Source organism: Mesorhizobium sp. M0040 (assembly GCF_040323505.1).
Lineage (GTDB): Bacteria > Pseudomonadota > Alphaproteobacteria > Rhizobiales > Rhizobiaceae > Mesorhizobium.
In genome coordinates, this window is record NZ_JAMYVA010000060.1 from 22,205 (window position 1) to 28,823 (window position 6,619).

The 6,619-nt window shown below is 62.2% G+C and carries 6 protein-coding genes; 3 read left to right on the forward strand and 3 right to left on the reverse strand.

The features are described from left to right. Window positions 1-3: 3 nt before the first annotated feature. On the reverse strand, window positions 4-1,011 hold the full coding sequence (gene iolG / locus NKJ91_RS29590; RefSeq protein WP_352458352.1) for an inositol 2-dehydrogenase: 1,008 nt from the start codon (window positions 1,009-1,011) through the stop codon (window positions 4-6). A gap of 107 nt (window positions 1,012-1,118) precedes the next feature. Between iolG and iolD the strand changes: the two genes are divergently transcribed. From iolD to NKJ91_RS29605, 3 genes are all read left to right on the forward strand, one after another. Beyond that, a complete protein-coding gene (gene iolD, locus NKJ91_RS29595) occupies window positions 1,119-2,966 on the forward strand; it encodes a 3D-(3,5/4)-trihydroxycyclohexane-1,2-dione acylhydrolase (decyclizing) (protein WP_352458353.1) in 1,848 nt (615 codons plus the stop codon). A 125-nt stretch (window positions 2,967-3,091) separates the two neighbouring features. After that, window positions 3,092-3,991: a myo-inosose-2 dehydratase gene (gene iolE, locus NKJ91_RS29600; RefSeq protein ID WP_352458354.1), complete on the forward strand. Its 900-nt coding sequence runs from the start codon at window positions 3,092-3,094 to the stop codon at window positions 3,989-3,991. Window positions 3,992-3,994: 3 nt separating this feature from the next. Next, window positions 3,995-4,828 carry an SDR family oxidoreductase gene (locus tag NKJ91_RS29605; RefSeq protein WP_023676598.1) on the forward strand — a complete coding sequence of 278 codons (834 nt, stop codon included), beginning with the start codon at window positions 3,995-3,997 and terminating at the stop codon, window positions 4,826-4,828. A gap of 61 nt (window positions 4,829-4,889) precedes the next feature. On the opposite strand, the gene NKJ91_RS29610 is transcribed toward NKJ91_RS29605, so the two are convergent. Together NKJ91_RS29610 and NKJ91_RS29615 are read right to left on the reverse strand one after the other, a co-directional pair. Further along, window positions 4,890-5,765, reverse strand: coding sequence for a MurR/RpiR family transcriptional regulator (locus NKJ91_RS29610; protein WP_245274693.1), 876 nt, complete (start codon window positions 5,763-5,765; stop codon window positions 4,890-4,892). Window positions 5,766-6,218: 453 nt separating this feature from the next. Beyond that, the gene (locus tag NKJ91_RS29615; RefSeq protein ID WP_352458356.1) at window positions 6,219-6,596 is read right to left on the reverse strand and encodes an S-adenosylmethionine:tRNA ribosyltransferase-isomerase; all 378 of its coding nucleotides are present in this window, start codon (window positions 6,594-6,596) and stop codon (window positions 6,219-6,221) included. Window positions 6,597-6,619 lie beyond the last annotated feature (23 nt).

Here is a 6,619-nt window from a genome sequence, read left to right on the forward strand (position 1 = left end):
GGCTTATCCGATCTCGCTGACCTTCACGAAGCGGCCTTCGACCGCCGATTTCATCGCCGCCTCAGCCAGGATCAGGGCGCGGCGCCCGTCCTCAAAACCGACCAGCGGCGGCTCGCCCTTCTCGACGCAGGTGACGAAGGCGTCGATCTCGGCATCGAACGCTTCGCGGTATCGCTCGATGAAGAAGTCGAGATAAGGCGCGGCGGCTTCGGTTTGCGCGACCGAGTAGCGGCGCAGTTCGTGAGGCTTCCTGTTGCCGCTGATCACCATGCCGGTGCTGCCCAGCAACTCGACGCGCTGGTCGTAGCCATAAGTGGAGGTTCGGGAGTTGTTGATGTGGCACTGCTTGCCGCTTTTGGTCCGCATCACGACCATGACGCTGTCGTAGTCGTTCAGCTCCGCCATCATGGCCGGGTCGATCAGCCGGCCACCGATGGCGAACACCTCCTCCGGCTCCTCTCCCAGCATGAAGCGGGCCAGGTCGAAATCGTGGATCGTCATGTCGCGAAAAAGCCCGCCCGCGACCTCGTAGTAGGAACGGGGCGGCATGCCCGGATCACGCGAGGTGATAATAACCTGGTGCAGGTCGCCGATCTCGCCGGATCGTACGGCGTTCCACGCCGCACGATGACCGGGGTCGAAACGTCGGTTGAAGCCGATCTGGACCGGCACGCCCTTGGACAAAATTGCTTCGGCGCAACGGTTCACCCTTTCCAGGCTAAGATCGATCGGCTTCTCGCAGAGCACGGGTTTGCCAGCGGCCACCGCCTTTTCGATGTAGTCGGCATGCGTGTCAGTCACCGTCGCGACAAGGACCGCATCTACATCTGCCGAGGCAAATACCTCGTCCGCGGATCCCGAAGCGCGAACGCCGTGCCGCGCCGCGACAGTCTCCGCGGACGATTCGTCGATGTCATAGACGGTGGCTAGTTCCGCACGAGGATGTGCGGCGATGTTTGCCGCATGCATCCTGCCAATCCGACCGCAGCCGAGCACAGCTATCCTGAGCAAGAAGTCCTCCCGGTTTGAATTTTTGCAATGATCGTTGCAAACATATTGATTTGTCAATGGGCATTCCGTATAGATTTGAAAAGACCGTCGTTAGGGAGGAGACAAAGATGACCAGGGCCACCGTCCGTCTGACCATGGCACAGGCGCTCGTGCGCTATCTGTGCAACCAGTTCACGGTCGTCGACGGCGAGAAAGTTCCGCTTTTTCCGGGAGTCTTCGCCATCTTCGGGCACGGCAACGTGACGTGCCTTTCTGAAGCACTCGAGGCGGTGAAGCACGTGCTGCCGACCTGGCGCGGCCAGAATGAGCAGTCGATGGCGCTTGCAGCGATCGGCTTTGCAAAGGCGAAGCGCCGGCGCCAGATCATGGTTGCGGCGACCTCGATCGGTCCGGGTGCGCTGAACATGGTGACGGCGGCGGGTGTCGCCCATTCGAACCGGCTGCCGGTGCTGATGCTCTCAGGCGACACCTTCGTCAGTCGCCGGCCCGATCCGGTCATGCAGCAGGTCGAGCACTTCGGCGACCCGACCATCAACGTCAATGACGCCTTTAAGGCGGTCACGCGCTACTGGGACCGCATCGTCCATCCCGAGCAGATCATCTCGTCGTTGCCGCAGGCGGTTGCGGTGCTGCTTGATCCGGCCGATTGCGGGCCTGCCTTCATCGCTTTGCCGCAGGATGTGCAGGAGATCGCCTGGGATTATCCCGAAGCCTTCTTCGAACAGACGGTGAATGAGGTGCCGCGCCCCCGGCCCGATCGCAGCCGGCTCGCCGAAGCGACGCGCCTCCTCAAAGGCGCAAAGCGGCCGCTGATCATCTCGGGTGGTGGCGTGCGTTATTCGGGTGCCGAGAAGGTTCTTGGCGATTTCGCCAAAAGGCATGGGATCCCGCTCGCGGAGACGATTGCCGGCAAAGGCACGGTTACGCACGACCACCCCGCGCATGTCGGACCGATCGGCATCGTCGGCTCAACCTCCGCCAACGCGCTGGCGGCGGAAGCCGACGTGATCATCGCCATCGGCACACGGCTCATGGACTTCACCACCGGATCCTGGAGCGCCTTCTCGGCCGACGCAAAGTTCGTCTCGATCAATGCCGCACGCTGGGATGCCACCAAGCACCGGGCGCTCGCCGTCGTCGGCGACGCGCTGGAGACGGTGAGCGAACTCGAAGGTGCCTTCGGCGACTGGAAAGCGGAGAGGGCCTGGACAGACAAGGGTCGCATCGAGTTCGCCAAGTGGAACACGATGCTTGACGGCTTCCAGAAGCCGACCAACGAGCCGGTCCCGACCTATGCGCAGGTCGTAGGCGTGGTGAACGCCAAGGCGGGCGAGCGTGACCTGCTGATCACCGCGGCCGGCGGACTGCCCGGCGAGGTGATGAAGAACTGGCGGGTGAAGGAACCCAACACTTTCGACTGCGAGTTCGGCTTCTCCTGCATGGGTTATGAAATCTCTGCCGGCTGGGGCGCGGCCATGGCCGACCCTACCCGCACGCCGATCGTCATGATCGGCGACGGCACCTACATGATGATGAACTCCGACATCTATTCGTCGGTGCTCGCCGGCCACAAGATGATTCTCGTGGTATGCGACAATGGCGGCTATGCGGTGATCAATCGGCTGCAGAACGCCAAGGGCGGCGCCTCCTTCAATAACCTTATCAAGGACTGCCGGGTCAAGGAGCCGTTCTCGGTCGACTTCGCCAAGCACGCGGAAGCCATGGGCGCGCTGGCGCGGCGTGTCGAAAGCCTTGCCGATCTCGGCCAAGCGATCGAATGGGCGAAGACCACCGACCGAACCACCGTCATTACCATCGTCTCCGACGCCTTCAGCTGGACGCCCGGGGATGCATGGTGGGACGTCGGCGTGCCCGAGATCAGCGGGCGCCAGCAGGTCCGCGACGCGCATGCCGCGCAAACCGAAGGTCGCAAGAAGCAGCGCGTGGGTGTCTGAACCGTTCGGGCGCGCGGGGGCGTCCCCTGCCGGAACGATGCAAAACTCCCTGAGCATTGTTCCGGCAGTTTTTTGTCGCTGCGCAGGCAGCCAGCAGCATTCGAAAATCATGATTGGAGATGACGATGAGAGCCAAGCTTGGCATCGCGCCGATCGCCTGGTGGAACGACGACCTTCCCGAACTGAGCGACGACGTCTCGCTGGAGGAGTGCCTGCGGCAGGCCCGTGAGGCCGGCTTCACCGGCATGGAGACTGGCCGCCGCTTCCCGATGGACGCGTCGGTGCTTGAGCCCATCCTGAGGCAGCATGCCATGAGCGTCTGTGGCGGCTGGTTCTCCGGCCGCTTGCTGGTCGGCAATATCGATGAAGAGAAGGACCGCATCGCCGCGCAGATGGAGTTGTTCAAGGCGACCAACGCGCCCTGCATCGTCTATGGCGAGACGGGTCGCACCATTCAGGGCGACCGCGGAACGCCGCTGGCTATGCGCCCGCGTCTCGACGACGATCAGATCAAGGCCTACGGCCGTAAGCTCACCACTTTCGGCGAATGGTGCGCGGGTCAGGGCATGCCGATTTGCTACCACCACCACATGGCCGCGCCGATCGAAAGCGAACAGGACGTCGATCTGCTGATGAAGCATTCCGGCGAGGGTCTGCCCCTGCTCTACGATGCCGGCCATATGGCCTTTGCCGGCGGCGACGTGCTGCGGGTGGTGGACAAGCACCACGCCCGCATTTCGCATGTACACACCAAGGACATCCGCCAAGCGGTCGTGGACGGGCTCGACCGCAGCCGGGAAAGTTTTCTCGACGCAGTGGTAAAGGGGGCCTTCACCGTACCCGGTGACGGCTCGCTCGACTTCGAGGCGATCGTGAAGCGGCTGGCCTCCTACGGTTACGAAGGCTGGTTCGTCGTTGAAGCCGAGCAGGATCCCGTCAAAAGTCCGCCACTCGAAATGGCGAAGATCGGGCATAAGGAATTGCGGCGCGTCATGGCCGCGGCTGGCTACACTGTGGAGAGCTGAAGTATGAATCGCATGGATGGAAAGGTCTGCGTTGTCACGGGTTCAACGCAGGGGTTGGGAGCGGCCATTGCGCGCCGGCTGGCGGAAGCCGGCGCTGCCGGTCTTGTCACTCTCGGCCGCAACGAGGCGAAGGGCCGTGCCGCGGCCGAGGCGATCACGCACGACACCGGCGTGCCTGTCCACTTTGTCAAGGCCGATCTCGGCAAAGTCGAGGATTGCCGAAGCGTGATGGCGGAGGCCGAGCGCGTTTATGGCAAGATACATGTGCTGGTGAACGCCGGTGCCCGCACGGACCGTGGCACCATCCTCGATACCTCGCCCGAACTTTTCGACGCCCTGTTCGCCGTCAACGTGCGCGGACCCTACTTCCTGATGCAGGAGGCCATCCGCCGCATGATCCGCGACGGCATTGAAGGCGCCATCTGCAACATCGGCTCGATCTCGGAACATGCCGGCCAGCCTTTCATCAACGTTTACTGTGCCACTAAGGCGGCGCTGGCGACGCTGACCCGCAACACGGCGTTTTCCGTCATGAAGAACCGCATCCGCGTCAACCAGCTGGATGTCGGCTGGATGGCGTCTGATAACGAGCGAGAATTGCAGGCGAGTGAGACGGGCGATCCCAATTGGGAAGCGAAAGCCGTTGCGAACCTGCCTTTCGGCCGGCTGGTCGATCCGGCCGAGGCCGCCCGCACCGTCAACTTCCTCGTTTCGGACGATGCCGGGCTCATGACAGGTGCGGTGGTGGATTACGACCAGACAGTCCTCGGTGCCGCATCCGGCCCCATGGCCGTGCCTGAAAAGGCGATGGCGCTCTCGCCTTCCGACACTGATTGAGAATCGACGGCCGGCGGTCCGAAAATGCTGCAATGAGGCCAGGTTTCGCGGTTCGCAGTCCCTACCGCTCGGTAACCGTTGGAATGCGGGGATCGACTGCGTTGTTCTGAAGCCTGGCCGCCAAGGCCACGGTCAAAGCCTGCGCAAGACACATAGGAGCCGCCAGCGAGCGCGAGAAAGTGTATTCGTGCTCCGGTACGGCGAACAGAACGCGCGCGCTCTTGGCCAATGGAGACAGCGTGCTGTCCGAGATCGCCACGATGGGTACACCTCTCCCCACGGCTTCTTCCACAACATTGACGACCTCGTTCGCATAGAAGCGGAACGACACCGCAAACAGCAGGTCCGTCTTCCGCATCGCGCGGGCCATATGCGTGGCCAGTCCGCCGCCCGGATCCAGGAGCACGCAGCGCTTACCTAGCATGGTCAGTATATAGCGAAGGAGTTCGACGACCGGTGCCGAGCGAAGTTGTCCCATCAGATAGATGACGTCGGCCTTCTCGAGCAGGCTAACGGCTTCTGCCAGATCCTCGGGTTGAAGATCGGTGAGCATCTCTTTCAGGGACGCGATGTCACGGACGACCAGGTCGTGCATCAATCCCATCTCGCTGCGATCTGTCCGCTCCCCCAGTTCCTTCTCCAACGCCTTGACGCGGGCTTCGAAGCCGGGAGCCGCGGTGGACAATCGTTTCTGGAAGAGGCTCTGCAGGTCCTTGAACCCTTCATACCCCAATGCTTGGGCAAATCGGACGAAGCTGGACGCGTGAACGCCGCTGCCTTCCCCGATCGAGTTCACCGATCGCACCGCGACGTCATTCGGATTTTGGGTGAGGTACAACGCAATCTTCTGGTACGACTTGCTCATCCCATCATACCGGTCGTGTATCACGCGGATGAGATCCTCATAGTCCTTGGGAGCCTCGACCTTCTCGTCCACGATGCACATCCTTGCAATTTTTGTTGCATGATGGCGTCTTTGAAGGTTTTTGACCAGCAGAGAGTTGTCAACTCTGTTATCGGGTCTGTTATCGGGCCACAAGTTGTGTGCGCACCGCGCGTCCGCGCACCAAGAGGGCTGCGACAGCTCCGTGCGAAGGAGAAGCGTCAGAGGAGCAGCGGTTTCGGACCCTTGAGCGGCTTTACGGCGATGTTCTCGAAGTTTGGCGACCGTGGACGGCGGCGAGACTGCAGGGGAAGTGCCTGGACTGTGGTCACCACATGGCTGAGGAAGCACCGGATGCGCTCGCGGCCGAAATCCTGCGATTCTTGGGACCCTGCTAGGCTCTGCCTGCCGTGGCACGTATCGAAGCATTGACGCCCGGCAAGCCATGTTGTCCGCTTCGCCCGCAATGCGGACCCAATGTGAGGGCTTCGGAACTTCGACTTTGGGTCAAATGCCGAATTTGGTCCGCTGTAACATAGCTCCGACTTCCTTGCGCGCCGAGCACGAAATACCACCGATCCTGCCGACATCATGGCCCACCTCGAGTAAAGCCTTCGTCTCGAGCCCCTCGCCCCGATTTTGTTCGCGCGATAGAAGCGGCGGTTGGCGATTGAGCAGCATGGAATCGCCGAATTCATGCGCGCGGTATCGATACGCGGTGAAGGCTGCGGAGGCCTTGGCGAGCAGAGCATCGTCGGCAAAGGCGCGCAGGAGCTCGAAATGGCTTTCGCCGGGCTGGTGGACACCTGTGAGAATCGCATCGACCACGCGAAGCCGCGTGCCCCGCGCGATGCGCCCTGTCGCAATGCCATTTCCGGCACGCACATTGCCGCCGGGATTGGCGGCTG

Bases quoted from the DNA above. Each gene is read 5' to 3' on its own strand.
- iolD (WP_352458353.1), top strand. From the start codon at position 1,119: ATGACCAGGGCCACCGTCCGTCTGACCATGGCACAGGCGCTCGTGCGC.
- iolE (WP_352458354.1), top strand. From the start codon at position 3,092: ATGAGAGCCAAGCTTGGCATCGCGCCGATCGCCTGGTGGAACGACGAC.
- NKJ91_RS29605 (WP_023676598.1), top strand. From the start codon at position 3,995: ATGAATCGCATGGATGGAAAGGTCTGCGTTGTCACGGGTTCAACGCAG.